Source organism: Trinickia sp. LjRoot230 (assembly GCF_964253315.1).
Lineage (GTDB): Bacteria > Pseudomonadota > Gammaproteobacteria > Burkholderiales > Burkholderiaceae > Trinickia.
Genome location: NZ_CAXUQX020000001.1, coordinates 1,449,368 through 1,474,404 on the forward strand (window position 1 = coordinate 1,449,368; position 25,037 = coordinate 1,474,404).

A 25,037-nucleotide genomic window follows, 5' to 3' on the forward strand; every position below is an offset into this window, starting at 1 on the left:
AGCGCGCAATGACCGCCTTTCTGTTGCAGCGAATCCGATCGTTCGGCGCGCGGCCATGCTTAGTGTCGGCAGGGGAGACCGTCACGTACGACACGTTCCACGAGCGGATCGACTTCTGGCGCGGGGAACTCGATCGCTGGGGTGTGCGGCGCGGTGACGTCGTTGCCGTGTGCGGGGACTACGCGTCCGACGTCTGCGCGTTGCTGCTCGCGCTGGCGTTTGCTGGCGCAATTGTTGTGCCGCTTACATCGGCTGGGGCTAAGCGCGATGAGTTTCTCGCGACCGCTGAAGCGGGCCTCGTCATCACGTTCGACGGCGAGGGCGGTGCGAACGGTCCGCGGGTCGAACATCGCACTCCACCCACTGACACACATCCGCTGATCGACTGTTTGCGCAACGAAGGTGCAGCCGGGCTGATTCTCTTCAGCTCCGGCTCGACGGGTCGCAGCAAGGCGACGTTACTGCACTTCGACCGACTCATCGCAAAGCTCGAAAAGGCGACGGGTCGCGCGTACGTGACACTCGTTTTCCTGATGCTCGATCATATCGGCGGGATCAACACGCTGCTGAACGTGCTTGCCCACGGCGGCACGATCGTGACGCCGGCTAACCGCTCGCCCGATGCGGTATGCGAGGCGATCGCGCGACACAGCGTGGAACTGCTGCCGACGAGCCCGACGTTCATCAACATGATGCTGATTGCCGGTGCCGGTGCGCGCTACGACCTGTCGTCGCTGAAGTTGATCACGTACGGTACCGAGCCGATGCCGGAAACGACGCTCACCGCGCTTCGCAACACCCTGCCGAACGTGAAGCTGAAGCAGACATATGGGCTGTCCGAGCTCGGCATCTTGCCGACGCGCTCGAAAGACTCAGGCTCGTTATGGATGAAGCTCGGCACCGACGGGTTTGAGCACAAGATCGTCGATGGCGTGCTGTGGGTGCGATCGGAGACAGCGATGCTCGGCTACCTGAATGCGGCGACGCCGTTCGACGACGACGGGTGGTTCAACACGCAAGACGTGGTCGAAACAGACGGCGAGTATGTGCGTGTGCTCGGACGCCGCTCGGAAATCATCAACGTCGGCGGAGAAAAGGTGTACCCCAGCGAAGTCGAGAGCACGCTGCTCGCCGCGGGCAACGTTCGCGACGTGACGGTGGCGGGGCGGCCCAGCCCGGTGACCGGGCATGTCGTCGTCGCCCGCGTTTCGCTGATCGAGCCCGAGGCGCCGGCGGCGCTTGTCGCGCGACTGCGCGATTTCTGCACGAACCGCCTCGAGCGTTTCAAGGTGCCGGTCCATATCGAGATCGATGAAGGCGCACATCACAGCGACCGGTTCAAAAAGGCCAGAGTGTCACGACCAACGGAGCAACCCGTATGAGCGATGTAGATGACGTGGTCATTATCAGTGGAGGAAGCAAGGGGTTGGGGCTCGCGCTCGTACGCGCGTTCGTCGCTGCGGGCAAGCGGGTCGCGACGTTCAGCCGGTCCCGCACGCCGGAGATCGACGATCTGATCGAGCGCGATACGCGCGGCGCGAGGTTTCTTTGGCGACAGGTGGACAACACCGACAGCGCGGCGCTCACCCATTTCGTCTCGGAGGTCGCCGAAGGATGGGGCGGGGTCACTGCGCTCGTCAACAATGCCGGCGTGAGCCACGACGGGCTGCTCACGCTGATGCGCGAGGAGGCTATCGAGCAAATGATCGCGGTCAATCTGATGGGCACGATCCTGCTTACGCAAAGCTGCAGCAAATGGATGATCCGCGCGAACCGCGGCGCGATCGTCAACATCGCGTCGGTAAACGCGATTCGCGGCCATACCGGCGTTGCCGTCTACAGTGCCACGAAGGCGGCGCTCGACGGCTTCACGCGCAGCCTCGCGCGCGAACTAGGTGCGCGCAACATCCGCGTGAACTCGATCGCGCCTGGCTACTTCGAGAGTGACATGGTGCAACACCTCGACGAGACCGCACGCGCGCGGATTGCCCGCCGCACGCCGCTCGGCCGGCTCGCCGATACGACCGACATCGCGAACGCTGTCGAATTTCTCATCTCCGATCGCGCCTCGTTTGTCACGGGGCAGACGATCGCCGTCGACGGAGGCATCACATGCTGACCCAACGCTTCGATCGCGACGAGACCGAGCGTCTCGTTCGTGCCGCTGTGGACAAAGTCATGAGCCAGCACGGGCTGCCGGCGCGCGAGTTGCGCGACGACGATAAGCTGAATGCAACGCTCGGCCTGAGTTCGCTCGACCTCGCGCAACTGGTGTTCGATCTCGAACTGACCTTTGGCGCCGACCCGTTCCAGTCGCTTGTGCCGATCACGTCGGTCCAGACGGTGGGGCAACTTGTCGGCGCTTACCATCGGCTCTTCGACGACTCGGCGGTATTGGTCGATGCACCCGACGAACTGGCCGACGCGCAGGCCGCCAGCGAACGCCGCCGCCAACGGCGGGGGGCACGGGGATGACGGCAACGACTCCCGACGAACGGGACAGCGTCGAGCGCGCGCGGGCGGAGGGCACGTCTGGCGGGGTGGCGATCATCGGCATCGGCTGTCGGTTGCCGGGTGCGAACGACTGGCGGGCGTACTGGCAGAATCTCGTGGACGGGGTCGCGTCGATTCGCTTCTTCGATGATGCCGAATTGCTGCGAGCGGGTGTGGATCCGGCGCAGCTTGCCGCGCCCGATTATGTGAAGGCGGCGCCCGTCATCGACGATTTCGACCGTTTCGACGCAGGTCTTTTCGAGTACTCGCCACGCGAGGCACGCGTGATCGACCCGCAGCACCGCGTGTTTCTCGAAGTCGTGCACGATTCGCTCGAAGACGCCGGCTATGCACCTGGCGGCCAGGGGGGCTCGATCGGCGTGTTCGCCGGCGCGGGCGGCGTGGTCAGCAGCTATTTCGCGTCGAACCCGGCGCTGCGCGGCACGACGGGCGGCGTTGAACACATCGGCAACGACAAGGATTTTCTGGCGACGCGCGTGTCGTACAAGCTGAACCTGACCGGGCCCAGCGTGACTGTGCAGACGGCCTGTTCGACCTCGCTCGTTGCAATTCACCTCGCATGCAGCAGCATTCTGAACGGCGAATGCGACATGGCGGTGGCCGGCGCGTCGACCGTGCGGGTGCCGCACATCGCCGGCTACACCGCGCGCAAAGGCGACATCCTGTCGCCCGATGGGCATTGCCGCGCGTTCGATGCGAACGCTGAGGGCACCGTGTTCGGCAGCGGCGCGGGCGCCATCGTGCTCAAGCATCTCGACGACGCGCTCGCGGACGGGGACCACATCTACGCAGTCATCCGCGGCACGGCGATCAACAACGACGGTGGGTCGAAGCTCAGCTACACGGCGTCGAGTGTGAGCGGACAGGCGAAGGCGATGCTCGATGCATTCGCGAGCGCTGGCGTCCCGCCGCGCGCGGTCGGCTATGTCGAGACGCACGGCACCGGCACGGTGGTTGGCGATCCGCTCGAGATCGACGCGCTCACGAAGGCGTTCCGGCGACACACGCGGGACAGCGGCTTTTGCGCCGTCGGCTCGGTGAAGACGAACATCGGACATTTGGAGCAGGCCTCGGGTGTGGCGAGCGTGATCAAGGCGGCGCTCGCGCTCGATCGCGGACAGATTCCGCCGAGCCTGAACTTCACGACGCCCAATCCGAAGATCCCGTTCGCGCAGACGCCGTTTTTCGTCAACACAGCGCTGCGCGATTGGCCGCGTGGCGCGACGCCGCGCTTTGCGGCTGTCAACTCGCTCGGGCTCGGCGGCACGAACGCGTTTGCGGTGCTCGAAGAAGCGCCCGCACGTGTGCGCGCGCCGGCGTCGGTGGACGACGACCGGCCGCAGCATGTGCTGACGCTGTCGGCCCGCTCGCCGCAGGCGCTCGTCGCGCTAGCGGATCGGTGGGGCAGGTACCTGACGAAGACCGACGAGCCGATCGCAGACATCTGCTATACGGCGAACACGGGCCGCGCACCGCTGCCGGTGCGAATGACCGCGATCGGCGGCAGTACGGGCGAACTTGCTGCACAGCTTGCCGCGCAGGCGTCCGCTGGGTTGCAGACTGCTGCGCAACGCGGCGGCAAGCGCCCGCTGGCTTTCCTGTTCACAGGACAAGGCGCGCAATACGCCGGGATGGCCGCCGCGCTGTACCGAACGCAACCGGTGTTCCGCGAGGCGCTCGAGCGCTGCGATGCGCTGCTGCGTCCGCAACTCGGCAAGCCGCTGCTGTCGGTGTTGTATGGCGATGCGCGGTCGAAGACGCGGATCGACCAGACCGCGTACGCGCAGCCGGCGCTCTTCGCTGTCGAATGGGCACTCGCGGAGCTGTGGCGGTCATGGGGCATCGTGCCGGATGCGGTGCTTGGACACAGTGTCGGCGAATACGTGGCGGCATGCGTGGCCGGTTGCTATGACCTCGAGACATCCCTCGCGCTGATCGCCGCGCGTGGCCGGCTCATGCAGGCGCTGCCGAAGGGCGGCGCGATGGCTGCGCTTTTTGCCGATGGCGAGACGATCGAGCGGCTGCTCGACGGCAGCGATCGGCAGGCCATTGGCATCGCGGCTTACAACGGACCGGAGAATACGGTCGTATCGGGCCGCGCTGAAGCGGTCGCAGACGCGTTCGCCCACGCGGAGCAGGCGGGCATTGGCGGCCGCAAGCTAACGGTCTCGCACGCGTTCCATTCGCCGTTGATGGCACCCGCGGCTGCGGCGCTCGAAGCGCTCGCAAGCCGCTACGCTGCGCAGGCGCCGAACATTCCGCTCGTCGCGAACTTGACAGGTGCAATCGCAGACAGTGCGCCCACGCCTGCCTACTGGCGAGATCACGCGCTGCAGCCGGTGCACTTCATGAACGGCGTGCGCACGCTCGCACAGGCTGGCATCGTCGATTTCGTCGAAGTCGGTCCGGGCACGACGCTCACGTCGCTCGCGCAGCAAATCGCAGGTGCGAGTGCAGGTGCGGATGCTGGCGAAGCGGATCAGGCGGGCGGGCGGCGCTTTTTCTCATCGATCGCCCGCGAGCGCGAGTGGAGCGAACTCACGGCAACGCTTGCAGCGTTATGGCGCGGCGGCGCGCCGGTCGACTGGCGCGCGTTCGATCAGCCATACGCGCGCCGTCGCGTGTCTGCGCCGACGTATGCGTTCGAGCGCGAGCGTTACTGGCTGGATGCTGCGAAGAGCCGCGCCGCGACCGGCCCCGGTTCGGATATTCCGGGCAAGCGGTTATCGTCGCCGCTCGCTGCGTGGCAGTTCGAGTCGACATACGATCTCGATGCCCTCCCATGGTTGACCGATCACCGCATTTTCGGGTTGCCCGTGCTGCCCGTGATGGCCGGCGCCGTCGCACTGGCGGCGGTCGGGCGCGAGCGGTTCGGTGGTGCGGCTGTTGCCGTTGAATCGCTGACTTACGACGACGCACTCGTCGTCCCGGACGACGGCGCGCGCATCGTGCAGACGGTACTGCAAGGTGAGGGCGGCGAGGTCGACGGCGAGCTCGTCAGCCGCGGCGCTGGGAGCGACGACGGATGGCGCCGCCATATCCGCGCGCGCGTGAGCGCCCTGGCGTCGCCCGGTATCGCGCCGGTCGTGGCGCCGCTGCCTGGGTCTGCCGGCGTCGAGCGGATGACGCCGATCGAACCGGCCCGCTATTACGAAGCCATCGCACCGCTCGGGTTCGGCTATGGGCCGGGCTTTCGGGGCATCGTCGAGTTGTGGCAGGGCGACGGCGAAGCGGTGAGCCGCGTGCAACTGCCCGAGCATCTAGACGCAAGCGCATACCCGCTTCTGCATCCGGCGCTGCTCGATGCATGCCTGCACATCTACCCCGCGCTCGTGCCCGATTACCGCGCCCTTGCCGGCCTCGAAGCGGGATCAGACGGCACGTGGCTGCCCATCTCGATCGAGCGGTTCGAAATCGACCGGGCCGGTGCCACTCGCGTGTGGGTGCATGCGAAGCGTCGCGATGTCGCCCATGCGGATGCGGGCGTCATAACCGTAGACGTTGAAATCTATGGCGACGACGGCGCCCCGGTCGCGTTGATCGGCGGGCTCACCCTCAAGCCGATCACGCGCACACAGATCGCGCCGCCCGCAGCCGCATCGCGTTACCGCGCGCTGCATCGGCTCGAGTGGGTTGAGCGTGCGGCGCTCTCGCTGCCGGACGTGGCTGATGCATCCGATGTGGCGGCGAACAGGCCGACCGAATGGCTGATCGTTACTGGCGCGGCGCGCGGCATGGCCGACGCGCTCGAGGCTCGGCTGCGCGCGCTGGGCCAGCGTGCCTCGGTGCTGCAGCTCCCGCTGTCGGGCGGCGGCAATGGCGACAGCGATGGCGACAGCACGGGCGTGTTCAATGCGGACGAAACGCAAGCCGCGCTAAGCGCGGCACTTGCCGCGCGGGCTGCGGCGGCAGGGTCGGCCGGCCACATTGGCGTCGTACTGGCGCACGGGCTCGGCGAGCACATCGACGAGTCGACGACCGTCGAGCACCTTGCCGATGCTGAACGCGGGCTGAGCGGCGGCATGCTCGCGATGGTGCGCGCGCTCGCCGCGTTTGTCGAAACCCACGTGGATGCCATGCCGCGCGTATGGCTCGTGACTCGCGGTGCGCATGCGCCGGTGCCGCGCACGCCGGGGGCGGACCCGCTGCAGTCGTCCGTCTGGGGAATCGGCCGCGTGGCCGCGCTCGAATATTCGGAGCTTTGGGCCGGAATGATCGACATCGCGGTCGACGACGACATCGCGGCGCTGGCCACGGAACTGCTTGCGGGCGACGGCGACAACGAGAACGAAGTCGCGCTGCGCAACGGGCGCCGCTATGCGCTGCGTCTCGATCGCGATGACGACGCGCCGGTGCCTGAGCGGATCATTCCCCCGTTCGATCCAGCGGCGACTTATCTGGTCGTCGGCGGGCTCGGCGCGCTCGGCGTCAGGCTCGCCGATTGGCTGGTGGGCGCGCAGGGCGTTCGTCATCTGGTGTTGACGGCGCGCCGCGCGCCCGGCGACGCAGCCGCTGCGGCCATCGAGCGCTGGCGTCAGCAGGGCGTGAACGTGGTGATCAAGCAGGCCGACGTCGCGCGTGCGGCCGACACGCGTGCGCTGATCGAGCAGATCGGCGCCGAAATGCCTGCTCTAAAGGGCCTGTTTCATTGCGCGGGTAACTTGGACGACGGTGTGCTCGCGCAAATGGATTGGGAGAAGTTCGCGAGAACGACCGATCCGAAAGTACTCGGCGGCTGGGCGCTGCATGCGCAAACGCGCCATCTGCCGCTCGACCATTTCGTGCTGTTCTCGTCAGTGCTGAGCGTGACGGGGGCGATGGGGCAGGCGAACTACGTGGCCGGCAACGCGTTTCTCGACGGCTTGACCGAGTACCGCCGGCGCCTCGGTCTGCCGGCGCAGGCCATCAATTGGGGGCCATGGGGCGGCGCGGGGCTCGCCACCGAATCGGGCGAGCGCGGCGAAACCATCTGGCGTGCACGCGGCACCGACTACATCGACGCGGAAGACGGCATCGCGCTGCTGCAGGCGATTCTCGCGCGCGGCGTACAGCAGAGCGTCGTGACGCTCACGGAATGGCCGCAATGGGCCGCGCAGTATCCGAAGCGGCCACCGCTACTCGAGCGGCTCGTGCGCGGCGCGCCGGCGCCGGCGGCGAATGCCCTCTTCACCCGGGCGCAGGTCGAAAGCCGGCTCGCGGCGGCGCACGACGACGAGCGGCGCGCCGTGCTGCACGACATCGTTGGCCAGATGGTTCGCGCGGTGCTCGAAATCAAAGGCGATTTCGATTCTTCGCAGCCGCTACGCGAGCGCGGACTCGATTCGCTTATGGCGATCACGTTGATCAACCAACTCGATGCGGCCGTTGGTGTGCGGCTACCCGCAGCTGCGATGTTGAAGGGACCAAGCCTCGATCTGCTCGTCGACGAGCTGCTGCCGAAGCTGAAGATAGCGGCCGGTGCACCGACGCCAGAAACATCGACGATCGCGACGCGTGCAACGACCGCATCGAGCGCCGCTGTCGCTATCATGCCGCGGCCGGCGTTGCCCGCCGCGCAGCACGAGCGCTGGCTGGTCGAAATCAAGCCGAATCCCGACGCCCGTTACCGGCTGATCTGCTTTCCGTTCGCAGGCGGTGGCTCGGCGATCTATCGGGCGTGGGCGGAGAGCGCCGACCCGCACGCGGAGATTCTCGCTGTCGAGCCGCCCGGCAGGCTGTCGCGGATCAACGAGCCGCCGGTGAACCGAATCGACGCGTTCGTCGACGGGCTGCTCGGCGAACTGCGCCCGCTGCTCGACCGGCCGGTCGCGTTCTTCGGTCACTGCATCGGCGGTCTAACGATGTACGAAACGGCCCGTGCGCTGATCGAGCGCGAGGGCGTGACGCCGGTGCACTTGTTCGCGTCGGGTGCGAGGCCGCCGCATCGGCTCGTTGCCGACGCCGCGTTCGAGCGCAAGCTCGCGGCGATGCTTGTCGAGTTGAGCGATTTCGATATCATCGCGCCGCTCCATCTGCAAACGGACAACGTGCTGGCCGAAGCGTTGCGGCACTTCCAGATCGACGCGACCGAGCAAATGCTCGCGATTCCGGAGTTGCGCGAATTGGTGCTGCCCGTCGTACGCGCGGAATTCGAAATGGCGAGCCGCTACGTGTTCGTGCCAGCGTCGCCGTGGCCGGTCCCGATCACCAGCTTTCGCGGCAAAGACGACATTTACGTGACGCACGAGGATGCGCTAGCGTGGGGAGATTTCACCACCGGCCCGTTCAATCTTCACACGCGCGATGGGGCGCATTTCGGCGTCGTCGATGACCGCACGTTCATTCTGGACGCGATCTCGAACGCACTTTCAGCGTGAGCGCCGATGAACACATCCCACCCGATGATGAGCCCATGGTTTCCGTCGGCAACGCCGACGGACTCCGCACGGATGTCGCTTTTTTGCTTTGCGCACGCAGGCGCTGGCGCATCGACATTCCGCGGCTGGGCTCGCGCGCTGGCACCGGCAATCGACGTGTTCGCGGTGCAGCTGCCCGGCCGGGAAGACCGGTTCGATGACGTGCCGTTCACCTGTATGGACGACGCCGCCGACGCGCTTGCCGCGGCGATGGTGCCGCATCTTGACCGTCCGTTCGCGCTATTCGGCCACAGCATGGGCGCGGCGATTGCATTCGAATTGGCGATGCGGCTTGCGGCTGCGCCCGCGCATTTATTCGTGTCCTCTTGGCGGTTGCCGGACCCACTCCGGCCGCAGCGGACCCGACACAGCGCGAGCGACGCGGAACTGCTCGACGCGGTGTGTCGCTACGGGGGCATGCCGGATGAACTGCTGCGCTACCCCGAATTCGCGCGTGCACTCGTGCGCGTGCTGCGCGCCGACATGACCTTACTGGACACCTACCGCCCATCCGTTGTGCGGCCGGCCTGCCCGGTCACCGTGTTCGGTGGTGCCGATGACCCGATCGTGCGGGCAGCGGATCTCGAACGCTGGCGCGAATGCGAGCAACTGGTGGCGCTGCGCATTTTTGCGGGCGGCCATTTCTATCTGCGCGATGCGCAGCGAGCGGTGCTCGACGCGATCACGCGGCAACTGTCCGGCACGACCGCGGACCTGCAATGAGCGTTGCCCGACGGCGACCTCGAGGAGCAGCACGACCATGGACGACGATCTGCAGTATTTGTGCGACATCAAGAGCCGGCTCGAACGTATCCGCGAATACACGCGCGATGGGCGCCGCGCATTCATGAACTCGAGCTTGACCCAGGACGCCGTGATCCGAAATCTCGAAATGATCGCCTATACGTGGACGTGCCTGAGCCCCGAATATCGGCTGCAACTGCCCGATTTTCCATGGCGGCTGATCGGCGCGCGTGTGGACTATCTGATGCATCAGCGCAATCCTGACCGGCTCAAGCGGCTTGTTTGGCTCGCGGTGCGGCGTAGCGTGCCGGAGTTGGAACGGGCGATGCGCGTGCGTTTTCCGGGTTGGATGAAGGCGTGGTACGGCCGCGCCGCTTGATGCGCGTATGCGCACCTATCGCACGTGTCGTACGTGTCGCACGTGTCGCACGCACCAAATAAAACGGAGGGACAGATGAACCTTGCCGGAAAGACGCTGTTCATGTCGGGCGGCAGCCGCGGCATCGGCCTCGCCATCGCACTGCGCGCGGCCCGCGACGGCGCGAACATCGCGATTGCCGCGAAGACCGCGACGCCGCACCCGCGTTTAGAAGGGACGGTCTACACTGCTGCGAAGGCGATCGAGGACGCGGGCGGCCACGCGCTACCGCTCGTCGCCGACATCCGCGACGAAGCCCGCGTGCAGGCAGCCGTCGACGAGACGGTCGCAGCGTTCGGCGGCATCGACATCGTCGTGAACAACGCGAGCGCAATTCGCCTGACGGGCACGCTCGATACGCCGGCGAAGCGCTACGATTTGATGCACGGCGTGAACGGACGCGGCACGTTCGTCTGTGTGCAGGCGTGTGTGCCGCACCTGCGACAGTCGACGAACCCGCACGTGCTGACGCTGTCGCCGCCGCTGTCGACGGACGCGCGATGGTTTCGCGATTTTCCGCCGTACATGATCGCAAAATACACGATGAGCCTCTTCACGCTCGCGTTCGCGGCAGAGTTCGCGAGCCTTGGCATTGCGGTCAATTCGCTATGGCCGCGCACGACAATTGCAACAGCGGCCGTGCGCAACGAGATCGGTGGGGAGGACATGATCGCGTCTTCACGCAAGCCAGAGATCGTCGCTGACGCGGCGCACGCCATCCTCACGCAGCCGGCGGCCAGCTGCACCGGCAATTTCTTTATTGACGACGAGGTGCTGATTGCCGCCGGCGTGCGAGATTTCGCGCAATACGACATGCAAGCCGGTGCGCCGCTGCAGGCGGATTTCTTTGTCGACGCGCTGCTGGGCATGCGGCCTGCGGACAGCTTCGCGAAACGCGACGCGTCGTGATGACGCCTCGATCCAAACTCCAAACATGGGGGAGCGATCATGAGTGAGTCCCGATTCAAGGCATTGCTGATGAAGGAGACGGGCGGCAGCATCGCGCCGTCGATCGAATGGTTGAATATCAACGATTTGCCGGACGGCGATGTTGTCGTCGATGTCCACTATTCGAGCCTTAACTACAAAGACGCGATGGCGCTTGCCAATCGCGGCATCATTCGGACGTTTCCTGCCATACCGGGCATCGATCTCGCCGGCATCGTCAGGACGTCCGCAAGCGCGCGGTTCCGGCCTGGCGACGCTGTCGTACTGACCGGCTGGGGAATTGGCGAGCGATACTGGGGCGGTTTCACGGAGGTCGAGCGCGTGAAATCGGACTGGCTCGTGCCGCTGCCGGCCGGGCTCACGTTGCGACAGGCGATGGGTGTCGGCACCGCGGGCCTAACGTCGATGCTCTGCGCGCTCGCGCTCGAGAAGCACGACGTGCGTCCCACGAGCGGCGAGATCCTGGTGACCGGCGCAAGCGGCGGCGTCGGCAGTCTGGCGATCGTCATCCTCGCGCGGCTTGGGTACACGGTCGTCGCGATGACCGGGCGCCCCGAGAACGAAGCCTATCTGAAGTCTCTCGGTGCATCGCGCACGATCGGGCGCGACGATTACTCGGCGCCGCTCAAACCTGGGCGCGGCGGCATGGAGCCGGAACTCTTCGCCGGCGTCGTCGACACGGTCGGCGGGCCGGTGCTGTCGTCTGCGATTGCGCGGCTCGCGTATGGCGGTTGCGCGGCAGTCTGTGGGCTCGTGGGTGGCATCGACCTCGACACCACAGTCTTTCCTTTCCTGCTACGGGGCATAACGCTTGCCGGCATCGATTCGGTTCGCTGTCCGACGCCACGCCGCCTGGAAGCATGGGAAAGGCTTGCACAGTGCTTGCCGGGCCCGGCATTCGACGCGACGATTCGCGAAGTGACCCTCGAGCAGCTCGTCGATGCCGCGGGCGAATTGGCGAGAGGGCAGGGGCACGGCAGGACGGTCGTCAATTTGCAGGCGGGGCAGTGAGTGTGGGGCGCCGCGCCTCACACATCACACATCATCGCCGCTCCACCCGCATGCGTCCGGGCGCTTCGAAGTACGTCCCGAACCGCACGAGCCCGGCTTTCTTGAGATGGCAAGTCATCTCGAAGCTGACCAACACGCCCGGGTCGTGGTTTTCTATGATCAGCACATCAATCGAACGAATACGAGGCTCGTATTTCAGCAGCGTCTCTTCCATCTGCTTCTTGAGGGCATGCGCGGAACCGGGCAGCGCCTTGTAGATGTTCGTCAGATCCGATAACCCGTAATCGGGCAGATGCTTGAGCGCGCCGGCGCGCGTATTCAGAATGCGGCGCACGTTTTGCTGCACGCTCAAGCATGCGAGGGTTCGATCGTCGTGAGCATCGATCGGCTCGCCACCGATCTGGCCGAGCAGCATGTCATAAAGCGAAGGGCCTGTTGGCATCGCGTCTCTCCGCTACGCGTCCATAAAATCGATTGTCAGATTGTCTTCGGCTGATTTCGCTAAACGAATCTGTGTCGGCTTCGCGCCGGTCCCCATACGCTCGAGCAGTTCTCGCGATACCGTCGGCAAAATGCGCTGATTCAGAAACGCATCGACGTTGCGTGCGCCTGACTCGCGGGCGAGGCTCCGCGCGGCCAGCGAGTCGATCAGTGTCTCGTCGCACGTCAGCAAGACATTGTGCTGCCGGCGCAAGCGTTCGCCGACCCGCGCCAGTTTGAGTCGCACGATCGACGCCAGCGCCGTCGCATCGAGCGGCCGATAGACCAACGTCTGGAACCGCGCAAGCAACGCCGGCTGAAAATGTGCCGCGAGATCGGGCCGAATGACTTCGAGCAATTCGCGTTGCGAGATCGCAGGATGGTCCGCTGTCGCTTCGTCGATCCGCGCACTGCCGAGGTTGGACGTCATCAAAATCACGCAATGGCGAAAATCGATCTCGCGGCCCTCGCCGTCGCGCATCATGCCGCGGTCGAACACTTGATAGAAGACGTCGAGCACGTCGGGGTGCGCTTTTTCGACTTCGTCGAGCAGCACGACGCTGTACGGACGCTGCCGGACCGCCTCGGTCAGCATGCCGCCACGGCCGTAGCCGACATAACCGGGCGGCGAGCCCTTCAACTGCGAAACCGTATGCGCTTCCTGGTACTCGGACATGTTGATTGTGATAAGCGCCGCTGCGCCGCCAAACAGCAGGTCGGCCAGCGCAAGCGCCGTTTCGGTCTTTCCGACGCCCGATGGGCCGGCCAGCAGAAACACGCCAAGCGGCGCCTGTTCGTGCTTGAGGCCCGCCTTCGCCGTGCGCAAATTTTGCGCGAGCGCGGCGAGCGCCTCATCTTGCGCAACGACACGCTCGGCAAGGTCTGCTTCGAGTGCAAGCAGCTTATTGATCTCGTCTTCGATCAGGCTGCCAACCGGCATGCCTGTCCATTCCGCGACGATGCTTGCCACGGCCTGCGCGTCGACATCGGCAAAAATCAGCGGTGTCTTGCCTTGTGCATCGGCGAGCGCCTGCTTCGCCTGCATGAGCGTCTTGGCATCGCGGTTCGCTTGTTCGCTATCACGTTGACGATGCAGCGCCTGCACAAGCTCGCGTTCCCGCTGATATTGCGTCTGCAGGCTCGCTAGTTCAGCGGCTGCGCTGGCGAGCGCCGCGTTTAACGCATCGCGTCGCGCAGTCGTGTCTTCGATGCCGGCTCGTTCGTCCGCATCGAGCGTCGCACGCTCCAACTCGAGTGCTGCTACGGCAGCCTGACGACGCTGCAGCTCGGGCGGTGGCGACTCGAGCCCAATGCGCACACGGGCTGCGGCGGTATCGATCAGATCGACGGCCTTATCGGGCAACTGTCGTGCGGGCAGGTAGCGGCGCGACAGCTTCACTGCTGCGACGAGTGCTTCGCCGCGAATGTGCACGTTGTGGTACTTCGCGTAGCGATCAGCCAGCCCGCGCAACATCAGACACGCCGCTTCGTCATCGGGCTCGTCGACTTTGATCAGCTGAAAGCGCCGTTCGAGCGCCGCATCGCGTTCGAAGAATTCCTTGTATTCCGACCACGTCGTCGCGGCGATCGTGCGCAGTTCGCCGCGCGCGAGCGCCGGCTTGAGCAGGTTTGCGGCATCGGCGCCACCGGCCGCGTTGCCGGCACCGATCAGCGTATGGGCCTCGTCGATAAAAAGGAGGACCTGCACGGGCGAGGCCCGAACTTCGTCGATCACATTTTTCAGGCGCTGTTCGAATTCGCCTTTCACGCCGGCACCCGCTTGAAGCAGGCCCAGATCGAGCGCGAGAATGCGCGCGTCGCAAATGACCTTCGGCACGCAGCCTTGTGCCACACGCAGCGCCAAACCTTCAACCAATGCCGTCTTGCCGACCCCCGGTTCGCCGATCAACATCGGATTGTTTTTGCGCCGCCGCGCGAGGATGTCGACCATCTGCTGGATTTCGCGTTCGCGGCCGAACACCGGGTCGATCTCGCCGCGACGGGCTTTGTCGGTCAGGTCGATCGCGAAACGGGCGAGCGCTTCGCCTTCGGTCGAGCGCGGCTTCGATGCAGCCGATGTAGACGATGTGTGCAACGCGGGCGTGTTTGGAGAAGGTGATGCGCGATGTTCGGTTTCGGTCGGCGCAGCAGTGGGTGTCGATGTCGATGCAGGCACTGCATCCTCCGACGGACTCTCGCAAGAATGACATCCCAGCCGCGGCATCAGACGTTGAATCTGCACGCCAGAGAGCGACAGCAGCGGCCACGCGTTTTGCGCGCGCAGCACATGCGGCGCGTCGACAATCGCTTGCAGCAAATGCCCGGAACGAATCGGCTCGTCGGCATCCGTCAACGACGCTTGAATCCACGCATCGTGCAGCACGCTCGCCAGTTGAGGCGACAGCGCCGGTTTGCCGCGAAGGTTACGCGGCAGCCGGTCGATGGCCGCGATCAACGCGTCCCAGACAACGTCGACGTCGATTGCGTAATGACGCAAGATCGCGGGAATGTCGCCGTCGCCGGCTTCAATCAGCTTGAGCAGCCAATGTTCGACGGTGATTGAATCGGCAAGCCGTGTCTGGCAAAGGTTCGCCGCCGCTTCGAGCGCGCTCGCGCAGTGTGGGTTGAGCCGGCGAAGCAGGTGCATGGAGTCGCGCAGTGTCATATCGAAGACCGTTACCAAGAGCCTGGAAAGATGCATGCGCGGTGTCGTCCGCGCTCAAAAAAAGACCACTCCGGGAGAGCGGAGTGGTCAAAGAACCGGCCGCAGCAATGCCGGTTCCGCCACATTCGATCGATTTATCGATGGCGCATCAGGAACGTTCGTTCCAGGTGTCCTTATGGATAATGTTGCCGTCCTTGTATGACCACGTGATCGTCTCGTAGCGCAGCTCGATCTCTTCGATGTGGTTGTGTTTTTCGTAGGCGGGGATCTTGATGTCGAGCATCTTCGGCCGTACGGCCACGACCTTCACGCTTTCCAGCGTCGTGTTGAAGTATTCCTTTTCCTTGCCCGCATCGTCGATCTTGTACCACTTGATCTCGACCGATTTGAGCGTCTGACCGCTGGTGACTGCCTTGTATAGGTATGGCGTCGACGCGTCCGTGTCCTTGGTCACCGTCACCGCCTTGTGTACGCGCGTGCCGGTGAGCTTGCCCGTGTTGCCGTCGGTCGGGATGTGGATGCCATGGTCGAACGCAACGAGTTCGACGCTGCCCTCGCGGTCTTGGACCGTCACGGAACCTTTGATGTCCGCGCCGCCGTCGTCCTTGAGCCACATGTAGGCCGGAATTGCCATGTTTCTTTCCTTCTTTTGGTGTTACGCCCGGAGTCACTTCCCGAGCTTCGACTTCCCGAAGCGGGCGCTTCAGGGGCTTAAACGTTGTTGCACCTTTCCTACTGGCTGTTTGGCGGCGCGTCCGGCACGAGCGTGATTTCCACGCGCCGGTTCTTCGCGCGCCCATCAGCCGTGGCGTTACTCGCTATCGGTCGCGTATCGCCATAACCCTGAATCGCGAACTGCATCGGTGGGATGCCCGAGGCATCCGTCAGCCAGTCGCGCACTGCGCCCGCACGCGCAATCGATAGCGCCAGATTGCGGCCTGCATGGCCGGTGTTATCCGTATGGCCGGCGACCACGATCCGCTTGTTCCGATGCGCCTTGATCATGTCGAGCGCGCCGACCATCGCACGCGTTGAGCCGGCTTTCAGTTGCGCGCGCCCGCTGTCGAACAGCGACATGCTGTCCAATGTGACGACCGTGGGTGGCGCAGGCGGTGGCTGGTACGAAGCAATGGCACGATTGAGCGCGGGCAGGAGTGCCCCGCCGCGGTACATGCCGAACGACAAGCGCAGCGGGACGCCGATGCGGGCGTAGCGTTCCAGTTCGTTCCGACTGGCGACGAGTGCGCTGAAAGCATCGCGTTTAGCGGTGTCGTGCGAGGCGGGAATCATCGAATATCGTCCCAGCTCCGAGCCGATGCGGGCCAGCATCGCAGCGTTATTCGTTGCCGCTCCCCAGATAGCGAGGGTGGCGGCACAAGCCGTCAGCGCGATTGCATGCGCGAGCGCCTTGCGACGAGGCGACATCCAGCGGCGTCGCGGCATCGCTTCGATCAACGGCTCAGGCAACGGCCATGGCAGTGCGGAGGCCGGCACCGATGGGGACCCGACGCCCAGTTGCATCGCGACGTCGCGCTCCCACGGCTTGTCCGGTCCGCTCGCCGGCCCGCAATCGATCCAGCCGGCGCCGAAGAGTGTCCACGGCGTGGCGGGCTGTCGACGGTCCGTCAATGCGTCGATAATGACGCGCTGAGTCCAGCCAACGAGCGACGCCAGCCCCGCCGCGCGGGCAGCCGCGGTGCGCGTTCCGCCAGCTCGCCGAACCTCGCATTCGGCGGCCTGAATGACGGCCTCGAACCGATGTGCACCAGCGAGGCGCGTCGCCGACGAGACGCCGTGCCACGGTGCCGCATCGCTCGTCGTTGAAGCGTTGCCGCTCTGAGTGAGTCGCTGGTAGACGGCGACATAGCCGGGCAGACGGGCATTGAGCATCCGCGAGGCGTCGGCTACCGCTTGGCGCACGAGACGCAGTTTTTGCGTCAAGACGTCTTCGCTCGCATGAAGCGCGGGCGCGACTGACAGCACGACGCCATCGGGCGCGCGGCCATCGCGCCACTGCCGGAGCGCAACGGCCGTACGCGGCAATGCTTGCGGCTCGCTGACGCGCAGCCAGATGGCACCGTCGCCGACATGGACAAGTCGCTCCTCGGCACCCGTTCGGTTGAATAACGCCGGCAAGCCATCGCCCGTTACGAGCACGAACGGCATGCGCGTGCGCAAACTGACAGGCAGTTCCGTCGTCGCTGCGCCGAGCGCCGCCAGCACCTGAGCGTTATGCTCGCGAACGGCTGCAAGGTGGCGGGTGCGCAACACAATCAGTGCGACGAAAGCGAGCGTGATGACGCCGGTCAACATTCCCGCCACGCCGCGGCTGACCGGCAACACCAGCCAGATGGTTGCGAGCACGAGTGCCGCGGCCAATAACAAAACGGCGCGAAACGGATAGCCCAGGCGTTCCAACGCCGCTACGTTCGCGGAATCCCTATGCGGCGCTAACGACGAATCTGGCTTCACGGCTGGACCGCGTTCGGTGCAAGTTGGGCGAGCTGCGCGTCGAGCACTGCGTTACAAATCAGCCACACCACGACGCCCGCGGCGCACGCGAGGCCGGCTATTCCCCACGGGGAGAGGCGGTAAAACCAGTCGACCAGACGCTTGACGCGACGATCGGTGACGAACGTTCCCTGCATGTCCGGACGAAGTTGCTCGATTCGTGCGTTGAGATCGGCGATCAGCGCGACACGCTTCGTTTCGCCTTCGCGCGCATAGCGTCCTTTGAACCCCAACGCGAGCACTGCCGCATACGCTTCCAGCAACGCAATGTTTGGCGTCGCTTCGCGCATGCGTTGTTCGAGCCGCTCGAAGACGCGCTCGCCCGCGTCGTGTTTGCCGAAGCGTTCGACTTGCAACGGCTGCGCATCCCAGACGGGCCGTTTAGCGTTGTCGAGGCATCGCAACACCGCTTCGTCAAGCAAGCCGCACTGCGCGTATTCCGCGTCTTCGCGCACTTGCGCCGAGAAGCCGCGTGCGTTCAGGGCCGCCGAGAAGGTCGCCATCAACTGCCGGCAACGCTCACGTAGTGCGCCGGCATCTTTTGCTTGACCGCCTTGCGATAGACGCGTGACGAGCAAGGCCGAATCGCGCAACAGCTCGCGAATGCCATCGCCCGACGTGTGCGACACGTCGGATGCGTGGGCGGCAGCGGAACCAGCAATGGACACGGGAATGGAGGGATGGGCGTCGTCGCCGAGTGTGGCGTCGTCGCGTGCGAGCGTTTCGGAAGTCATGAGCGCAGCACCGCATAGAGTTGAAGCGTCGCGTCAGGCACCGACGCGGGAAAATAGATTTGACAGGCGCGCGCTGCGAGCATGCGCGCGTGCGCCGGGCTGGCCGCGTCGAGCGCGAAATAGTGGTTATCGAGGCGCACCGGAATGGCAGCGGGCACGCGTTGCACCGCTTTGAGGGCAATGCCGGGGAGCGCTGCATTGACAATCTGCTCGACATCCTCGGGCGCACCGACCTTGCAAAGCAGCGGCACTTGCTCGACCAGTTGGGACGCTGGCAGCGGGGCGCTGATCGACAGGTACCAGTCGACGGCCCCTTCGACGATGCGCTCATCGAGGAAATGGCCTTTCCACGTCGTTGGACTTTTCTGTTCGAGCGCAATCGCCACGACGCGTGACGGGATGATCGCGTCGAGCAGATCGCGAATCTGCGATTCGAGTTTCGCGAAGATTTCGTCGGCGCGCGCGTGATCGTAGCTCGGAAGGTTCGTTAGCTGCGCGCTGGTCGAAAACGTCATCAGCGTGCTCGCCAGCTGCGCGAGTTCGGTATAGAGCCGCTCAGGCGGCTGGCTCGGATGCGAAGCGAAGAAGCGCAACTGCGGCCATGCCGTATGGATGCAATGCAGTAGCCAGAACAGCTGGACGTCGGCCACCCCGTACTCGGCCACTTGCCGCGTGCGCTCGTTGCGGCGTTCGCCGAGTGCCATGCTCTTGGCCAGCAGGATCTCCGCCAGACGGTCGATTCGCTCCAGATGCAACGCGTGGCTGCCGAGGGTCAGACAAGGCGGCACGTAGCGGTGATCAACCTGAAACTGACCGCCAGCGGTGCTGCCTTTGCCCGAACGCGTGAGCCGAGCGATCGCGCAGACCGTATCGTCCGCGTGCGATTCGAACTCGAACAGAAGCCGCACCGCATGCCGCTCGGCCGCAATTTCGGCCTCGTCCTTGCCGTTGATGTCGACCACTTTGACGAATTCGCGATAGGCGCGGCGCGGGCGCGCCGGGGCCGCTTCGTCAAAGCGGCAGTTGCTGCCGTTCGCATCGGGCAGCGGCAATGCTGCCAACACGACGACGCTTTGCATGTTGGACGGCAGTGCCTGCGCGAGATCGCGTGCGGGCGGGAGGGTATCGGCGAGAGCGGTATCGATTGGTGTGCCGTCGGGGAAGCGCAACTTCAGGTGCCTGAGCTTGAGCCGGCCCGCCGCGAGCGCTTCCTCGTCGAGTTCGACGGCAAGCGTGCCCCATGGCTCGGCGAGCGCGGCCGACATGCATTGGCGCAGCGAGAAGCTGGCCCATCGTTCCTGCTGCTGAAAATGCTGCTGCGTGAGGATCAGGCCTTCGTGCCAAAGCGGTTTAACGATCCGCATAGAAATGATTGGTTATCTGTTTCAGTTTTGGAAGCGGGATTCTATACGTCATTTTTTGTAATCGTATACCCCGGGGCGCGATAAATTTTCATTTGAATGAGTCGGATGTGGGTGTGCGATTTTCAAGATAAATTGGTGGCCGCGTCAGCATATTTGCCGATGTGGTTCTAAACGTCGGTTCGTTTAAAAAATCAGAACGAATTAACGCTGGACGGACCAGAAAGAGAACGTTTTCATTATTAACATATGTAGCAAATACAATGAGTTACCGGTTAATAATGAGACGAGCTCATCTCATATTTTTGTCTTCATGAGCCGTTCCTGTTTTGAGATTTCAGCTTGCGCAGTGCAACAGATGAACGTTTTGACTCGTCGATCGTAAACCTGTTTAATACGGCGCTGCATTAAAGGGCGTACGAATAAAGTCAGGCCTATGGGTACATGTATTCCTGTCGTGTCGGGCTAATTCTGCGGGTTTTTATTTGGATGGATAAGGAGTATGGATGGACAGCTTCCAGCGGGAAATTCCGAAAAGCCGCGTCTCTATCACGTTGGACCTGCATACGGGCGGCGCGCAAAAGAAAGTCGAGTTGCCGTTGAAGTTGCTCGTGGCGGGTGACTTCAGCGCGGGTCGCGAGCAAGCGCCGCTCGCCGAGCGCAAAAAGACGGATATCAACAAAAACAACTTCGATGCGGTGCTTGCGGACTACGCGCCGGCGCTTGCCTTTTCCGCCGAGAACACGCTGGCCGGCGATGGCTCGGAGCTCGCCGTGAAGCTCTCGTTTCGCTCGATGAAGGACTTCGAGCCCGAACCCGTCGCACAGCAAATGCCGGAGTTGCAGGCGTTGTTGGCCATGCGCAATCTGCTGCGCGATCTCAAATCGAACCTGCTTGATAACGCGGCATTTCGCCGCGAGTTCGAGAAGGTCCTCAAGGACAAGCCCTTGTCGGAGAAGCTGCGCGGCGAACTGGCGCAGATCGCGACCGCCGCCACCCAGCCGGAAGGCCATGCCTGAGCGGCGACACCACGAAACAAAACAGGACACGAAATGACACAGAACGTGAAGCAAAGCGAATCCGGCCCGAGTGGCACCGCGCAGACCGTCGTGCTCGGCGCGCCCGACGAACTTCTCTTGGACGCAAGCGACAGCGTGTATGCGTCGCTGTGCGACAAGATCAATCTCAAGCCTGTTGCGCAAGCGCGCCCCCTCGAGGCGTTTCGCGACCACGATATGCTCTGCGAAGCATCAGCCGACGAGCGGATCGCGCGCGGCATGAGCGCGTTTCTTGAACTCGTCGCGAACGCGAGCAAGCCGATCGAGCGCCTGGACAAGTCGCTGCTCGATTTTCATATCGGCCAAATCGATCGTCAGATCAGCCGTCAACTTGATGCGGTGATGCATACGTCCGAGTTCCAGGCGCTCGAAGGCCGCTGGCGCGGCCTCAAGCTGCTTGTCTCGCGTACGGATTTCCGCAAGAACGCGCGGATCGAACTACTCGACGTGTCGAAAGACGCGCTTATGCGCGATTTTGACGACGCCCCGGAGCTCATACAAAGCGGGCTGTACCGCCTGACTTACGTCGAGGAATACGACACGCCGGGTGGCCAGCCGATCAGTGCGTTGATCAGCGACTACGAGTTCGCGAATTCGCCGCAGGACGTGGCGCTGCTGCGCAACGTCTCGAAGGTGGCGGCTGCCGCGCATATGCCGTTTATCGGCTCGGTGGGGCCCGCGTTTTTTGGCAAGCAGTCGATGGAGGAGGTTGCCGCCATTCCGGACATCGGCAATTATTTCGACCGCGCGGAGTACATCAAATGGAAAAGCTTTCGCGACACCGATGACGCCCGCTATGTCGGGCTCACGATGCCGCGCGTGCTCGGGCGCCTGCCGTACGGCAAAGACACGACACCCGTGCGCGCGTTTAACTACGAGGAGGCCGTCAAAGGCCCGGACCATAACCGCTACCTGTGGGTCAATGCATCGTTTGCTTTCGCGGCGAACATGGTGCGCAGCTTCGTGACCAATGGTTGGTGCGTGCAGATTCGCGGGCCGCAAGCGGGTGGGAAAGTTGAAGACCTGCCGGTTCACTTGTACGACCTTGGCACCGGCGCTCAGCCAAAGATCCCGACAGAAGTTTTGATTCCCGAAACGCGCGAATTCGATTTTTCGAATCTCGGTTTCATTCCGTTGTCGTTCTACAAGAACCACGATTTCGCCTGCTTCTTCTCAGCGAGTTCGACGCAAAAGCCGGCACTGTACGAAACGAAGGAGGCAACGGCGAACAGCCGCATCAATGCGCGGCTGCCATACATCTTTTTGCTTTCGCGTATCGCGCATTACCTCAAGCTGATCCAGCGCGAAAACATTGGCACCACTAAAGACCGGCGCCTGCTTGAACTCGAGTTGAACAACTGGATCAAGGGGCTCGTGACCGAAATGAAGGACCCGGGCGACGAGTTGCAGGCGTCGCATCCGCTGCGCGACGCGAAGGTCATCGTCGAGGATATCGACGACAACCCGGGATTTTTCAGGATCAAGCTTTTCATCATTCCTCACTTCCAGGTCGAGGGGATGGACATTGGCTTGTCGCTCGTCTCGCAGATGCCCAAGGCGAAGAGCTGATTCGATGTGTTTGAGTTGATCCGCCGGGGCGCCGCGATGAGCGTCCCGGCGGTGTGCTGACGCGTTCAGGTTCACCGGAGAAGGATAGATGGGGTTGATGGTTTTGCCTTCGCAGGCCTATACGCTCAAGCTTGCGCCGCATCCGGCGCCGTTCTCGATATTGAAATTCCGCGGCTTCGAGAAGTTGAGCGAGCTGTATCGGTACGAGATCGAGTTCACGAGCCCGCTGGCGGCCATGCCGATGGATCAAGTGCTTGGGCGGCCCGCGCGGTTCATCGTCGAACCGATTGATCCGAACATGGACTATCTGCGCAAGATGTTTGGCGAGAACGCGCAAAAATTCAGCGAGATGCCGGCGGCGCGCACGGTGCACGGCATTGTCACGCAGTTCGACGAGATCGAGACGTCGGCAGACGAAACGCGTTACCGGCTCGTGTTGGAGCCGCGCTTCGCCGATCTGGCGCGCACGGTGACGAGCCGTCTGTTTCAGCATCAGTCGGTCGAGGAAATGATCACGGCGACGCTGCGCCACTACGGCTATCGCGGCGGTGTCGATTTCAAGTTCAAGTTACGTGCGGAGTACAAACGGCACGAGTACGTGACGCAGTACAAGGAGAGCACGTTCGCCTTCATTCAGCGCATTGCTGCCCAAGCCGGGATGTGGTTTCGCTTCGAGCAGCAGAAGCACTATGAAGTGATCGTATTCGGTGACGACTTGGATGCATACGTGCGTAACCAACGCACGGTGCCGCTGCGGCGTGACTCGGGGCTCGAGAGCGCAGGCGCGGAAGCGATTCGATCGCTCGAACGTCATACGCAGCGCGTGCCCGAAGCGGTGCGATTGAACGATTACAACCATCGTCAGGCGGCGATGCCGCTTGTCGTGGAGCAGAACGCGGCGCGCGACGATAAGACAACGAACGGGATCGAGTACGACTGGGGCGAGCATTACGCGACGCCTGAGGAAGGTCTCCGTATCGCCCGATTGCGGCACGAGGCGCATTTGGCGCGGCAGATCGTTTATCGCGGCGAGGGCAACGCGTTTGCGCTGGAGCCGGGCGAGGTGATGCGGCTCGATCGCAATCCCGATGATGCGCGGCATGGGTTGTTCATTACATCGGTGAATTCGGGTGGCGGGCGCCGCGAGGCTTACTGGAACACGTTTTCGGCGATTCCGTCGGACCGCATCTGGCGTACGTCGCTCGATGCGGTCACGCAGCCGGTGATTGGCGGTGTGTTGCCGGCGCGTGTGATGTCGCCCAACGATTATCAGTACGCGTATCTGACGCCCGAAGGGTGGTACGTGGTCAAGATGCCGTTCGACCTGGATACGTGGAGCCCGGGCGGCACGAGTCGGCCCGTGCGGCTCGTGAAGCCTTATGGCGGGGATAACTATGGGTACCACTTTCCGTTGATCGACGGCACGGAGGTGGCGGTGGTGTTTACGCAGGGCAACCCGGATCGGCCGGTGGCGATCGGTGCAATGCACGACAGTGTGCATCGGGACCTGGTGAACAACCGGAATCACACGCGCAATTTGTTGGTGACGGCCGCGCAGAACGCGTTGCGGATGGAGGATAAGCGCGGCTTCGAGCATGTGCACGTGAGTACGCCGTATCAGAACAGTCAGCTCACGCTCGGGCATATGGTCGATGCGGATCATAAGGAGCGGGGGCAGGGCGCGGAGTTGCGCACGGATGGGCATGTGGCGTTGCAGGGCACGAAGGGCGTTTTCTTGTCCGCTCACGCTCGATCCGGGGAAGCGGCTCACCAACTTTTTATGCAGCCAGCGCTGGGCTTACTTGACCAGGCGTTTCAGCGGATGTCAGCACTCGCGGATTTTGCGAAAACGGCAAAAGCGATTGCCGCGGATTGCGATCGCCAGCGTGCGCTCCTTGAACAAACATTTCGTGAACTAAAGAGGTCTGGGATTCTAGCCAGCGCGTCGGATGGGATCGGTCTTGTCTCTGGCGCCGACGTTCAACTCAGCGCAAACGATAACCTCATAGCCACTGCGGGTGGCAATGCCGACATCGGCGTGATGAAGCGCTTTACGGTTACTGCAGGCGAACTCGTTTCGTTTTGTGCTCAAAAGCTCGGGATCAAGCTTTTTGCAGCAAGAGGCAAAGTCGAAATTCAGGCTCAAAGCGACGAAATGAATTTGATGTCTGCCAATGACATGCGCATCACAAGTGTGAATGGCTGCGTCATTGTCGAGGCGAAGAAGGAGTTGCTTCTCAAATGTGGCGGCTCTTATATCCGGATTTCGTCAACGGGCATTGAGGATGGCACGCAGGGCAATCGGATTGTGAAGTCTGCAGCGTTCGGCAGACAGGGTCCATCGTCACTTGGCGAGTCGATGAATACATGGAAGCACGCACTGTGCGATGAGCAGTTTGTACTCACCTGGCCTTTCGACGCCAAGCCTCTTGCCAATCGGAAGTTCTCGATTATCCGTGAGGACGGCAGCGTGATCCGTGGTGTCAGCGACGCGCAAGGCAAGACTGGCATTCAGAAGAGCCTTTTTACGGATGGCGTGCGTTTGCGGATCGACCCGGAGTGACGTGCGGTCGTGTAACGCACGCTTAGCTCGGAAAACAACATTGCATTAATCGAACGTTGGAGTAGA

The 25,037-nt window shown here is 63.5% G+C and carries 17 protein-coding genes; 11 read left to right on the forward strand and 6 right to left on the reverse strand.

The features are described from left to right. The first annotated feature begins 8 nt into the window (after nucleotides 1–8). The 8 genes from ACSQ20_RS06835 (at nucleotide 9) to ACSQ20_RS06870 (ending at nucleotide 12,030) form a co-directional block, all read left to right on the forward strand. On the forward strand, nucleotides 9–1,382 hold the full coding sequence (locus ACSQ20_RS06835) for an ANL family adenylate-forming protein (protein WP_436018397.1): 1,374 nt from the start codon (nucleotides 9–11) through the stop codon (nucleotides 1,380–1,382). Then, nucleotides 1,379–2,119, forward strand: a complete 741-nt coding sequence (locus tag ACSQ20_RS06840; protein ID WP_436018398.1) for an SDR family NAD(P)-dependent oxidoreductase — start codon at nucleotides 1,379–1,381, stop codon at nucleotides 2,117–2,119. Before ACSQ20_RS06835 ends, ACSQ20_RS06840 begins: the two co-directional genes overlap by 4 nt. Next, nucleotides 2,113–2,475 (forward strand): acyl carrier protein, encoded by a 363-nt coding sequence (locus ACSQ20_RS06845; protein WP_436018399.1) that lies wholly within the window; start codon nucleotides 2,113–2,115, stop codon nucleotides 2,473–2,475. Before ACSQ20_RS06840 ends, ACSQ20_RS06845 begins: the two co-directional genes overlap by 7 nt. Beyond that, nucleotides 2,472–8,870 carry a type I polyketide synthase gene (locus ACSQ20_RS06850; RefSeq protein WP_436018400.1) on the forward strand — a complete coding sequence of 2,133 codons (6,399 nt, stop codon included), beginning with the start codon at nucleotides 2,472–2,474 and terminating at the stop codon, nucleotides 8,868–8,870. The genes ACSQ20_RS06845 and ACSQ20_RS06850 overlap by 4 nt, the downstream gene beginning before the upstream one ends. Nucleotides 8,871–8,876: 6 nt before the next feature. Continuing rightward, a complete protein-coding gene (locus ACSQ20_RS06855) occupies nucleotides 8,877–9,632 on the forward strand; it encodes a thioesterase II family protein (RefSeq protein ID WP_436018401.1) in 756 nt (251 codons plus the stop codon). A gap of 37 nt (nucleotides 9,633–9,669) precedes the next feature. Next, entirely contained in the window at nucleotides 9,670–10,032 is a 363-nt protein-coding gene (locus ACSQ20_RS06860; protein ID WP_436018402.1) for a HepT-like ribonuclease domain-containing protein, read from the forward strand. Nucleotides 10,033–10,107: 75 nt separating this feature from the next. Then, nucleotides 10,108–10,980, forward strand: a complete 873-nt coding sequence (locus tag ACSQ20_RS06865; RefSeq protein WP_436018403.1) for an SDR family oxidoreductase — start codon at nucleotides 10,108–10,110, stop codon at nucleotides 10,978–10,980. A 39-nt stretch (nucleotides 10,981–11,019) separates the two neighbouring features. After that, complete coding sequence (locus ACSQ20_RS06870) at nucleotides 11,020–12,030, forward strand: acrylyl-CoA reductase family protein (protein ID WP_436018404.1); 1,011 nt, start codon at nucleotides 11,020–11,022, stop codon at nucleotides 12,028–12,030. A gap of 31 nt (nucleotides 12,031–12,061) precedes the next feature. Here ACSQ20_RS06870 and tssE read toward each other — a convergent pair whose 3' ends face one another. From tssE to tssK, 6 genes are all read right to left on the reverse strand, one after another. Beyond that, nucleotides 12,062–12,472 carry a type VI secretion system baseplate subunit TssE gene (gene tssE, locus ACSQ20_RS06875; protein WP_436018405.1) on the reverse strand — a complete coding sequence of 137 codons (411 nt, stop codon included), beginning with the start codon at nucleotides 12,470–12,472 and terminating at the stop codon, nucleotides 12,062–12,064. 12 nt (nucleotides 12,473–12,484) lie between these two features. Further along, entirely contained in the window at nucleotides 12,485–15,175 is a 2,691-nt protein-coding gene (gene tssH / locus ACSQ20_RS06880) for a type VI secretion system ATPase TssH (protein ID WP_436022959.1), read from the reverse strand. Between the two features lie 148 nt (nucleotides 15,176–15,323). After that, nucleotides 15,324–15,809, reverse strand: a complete 486-nt coding sequence (locus tag ACSQ20_RS06885) for an Hcp family type VI secretion system effector (RefSeq protein WP_436018406.1) — start codon at nucleotides 15,807–15,809, stop codon at nucleotides 15,324–15,326. Nucleotides 15,810–15,907: 98 nt separating this feature from the next. Next, nucleotides 15,908–17,647 (reverse strand): OmpA family protein, encoded by a 1,740-nt coding sequence (locus tag ACSQ20_RS06890; protein ID WP_436018407.1) that lies wholly within the window; start codon nucleotides 17,645–17,647, stop codon nucleotides 15,908–15,910. Continuing rightward, nucleotides 17,644–18,420 carry a DotU family type IV/VI secretion system protein gene (locus tag ACSQ20_RS06895; RefSeq protein WP_436018408.1) on the reverse strand — a complete coding sequence of 259 codons (777 nt, stop codon included), beginning with the start codon at nucleotides 18,418–18,420 and terminating at the stop codon, nucleotides 17,644–17,646. The genes ACSQ20_RS06890 and ACSQ20_RS06895 overlap by 4 nt, the downstream gene beginning before the upstream one ends. Next, the gene (tssK, locus tag ACSQ20_RS06900) at nucleotides 18,417–19,784 is read right to left on the reverse strand and encodes a type VI secretion system baseplate subunit TssK (RefSeq protein ID WP_436018409.1); all 1,368 of its coding nucleotides are present in this window, start codon (nucleotides 19,782–19,784) and stop codon (nucleotides 18,417–18,419) included. Before tssK ends, ACSQ20_RS06895 begins: the two co-directional genes overlap by 4 nt. Nucleotides 19,785–20,287: 503 nt before the next feature. Between tssK and tssB the strand changes: the two genes are divergently transcribed. The 3 genes from tssB to ACSQ20_RS06915 all read left to right on the forward strand — a co-directional run bounded on the left by tssB (nucleotide 20,288) and on the right by ACSQ20_RS06915 (nucleotide 24,971). Beyond that, entirely contained in the window at nucleotides 20,288–20,800 is a 513-nt protein-coding gene (tssB, locus tag ACSQ20_RS06905; protein ID WP_436018410.1) for a type VI secretion system contractile sheath small subunit, read from the forward strand. Between the two features lie 45 nt (nucleotides 20,801–20,845). Next, nucleotides 20,846–22,408 (forward strand): type VI secretion system contractile sheath large subunit, encoded by a 1,563-nt coding sequence (gene tssC / locus ACSQ20_RS06910; RefSeq protein WP_436022961.1) that lies wholly within the window; start codon nucleotides 20,846–20,848, stop codon nucleotides 22,406–22,408. 88 nt (nucleotides 22,409–22,496) lie between these two features. Next, on the forward strand, nucleotides 22,497–24,971 hold the full coding sequence (locus tag ACSQ20_RS06915; RefSeq protein ID WP_436018411.1) for a type VI secretion system Vgr family protein: 2,475 nt from the start codon (nucleotides 22,497–22,499) through the stop codon (nucleotides 24,969–24,971). The last annotated feature ends 66 nt before the right edge of the window (nucleotides 24,972–25,037 follow it).